The sequence below is a fragment of the Deinococcus pimensis DSM 21231 genome, assembly GCF_000519345.1.
Lineage (GTDB): Bacteria > Deinococcota > Deinococci > Deinococcales > Deinococcaceae > Deinococcus_A > Deinococcus_A pimensis.
Genome location: NZ_KI912670.1, coordinates 30,248 through 30,904, shown reverse-complemented (window position 1 = coordinate 30,904; position 657 = coordinate 30,248). Strand labels below are relative to the sequence as shown.

The following is a 657-nucleotide window of genomic DNA, read 5'->3' as shown; positions in this document are numbered from 1 at the left end:
GCTCGCGGCCGTCACGCGCGAGGTGCGCGCGGCGGGCGGACGCGCCGACCACTACACGCTCGACCTGTCGCGCGAGGACGACGTCGTCCGGTTCGCGGACCTCGTGCAGCGCGAGCACCCCAGGCTCGACGTGATCGTCAGCAACGCCGGACGCTCCGTGAGGCGCGGCGCGCTCGACGGGACGAGTCGACGGGACCTCGACCGGCTCGTGAGGGTGAACCTCACGGGGCCCGCCGCGCTCATCCTCGCCCTGCTGCCGCGCATGATCGAGCAGGGCGGCGGCCACGTCGTGAGCAGCTCCACCGTGTCCGTGAAGCCGCCCGCCGCGCCGCGCTGGACCGCGTATCAGGCGAGCAAGACCGCCTTCGACGTCTGGCTGCGCGGGCTCGCGCTGGAACTGCGGGGTCGGGGCGTGCGCTGCACCAGCGTGTACCTGCCGCTCGTGCGGACGCCCATGAGCGCCCCGACGAAGCAGTACCAAAGGCTCCCGGCGCTCTCCGCACGCGAGGCGGCGCAGGTGATGGCCTTCGCGGTCGTGACCCGCAGGGCCCGCGTGGCGCCCTGGTGGTTGCGCGCGCAGGAACTCGCGGCGGTGCTGCTGCCCGGCCCCCTCGACCGGCTGCTGGCGGGCGTGGAGGAGCGCGAGCGGCGCGCGCA

Annotated in this window: 1 protein-coding gene; it reads left to right on the top strand. The window is 75.0% G+C overall.

Annotated features, from left to right (window positions below):
• On the top strand, positions 1–657 hold a 657-nt coding region (locus tag DEIPI_RS32715; protein WP_052351833.1), incomplete at both ends, for an SDR family NAD(P)-dependent oxidoreductase.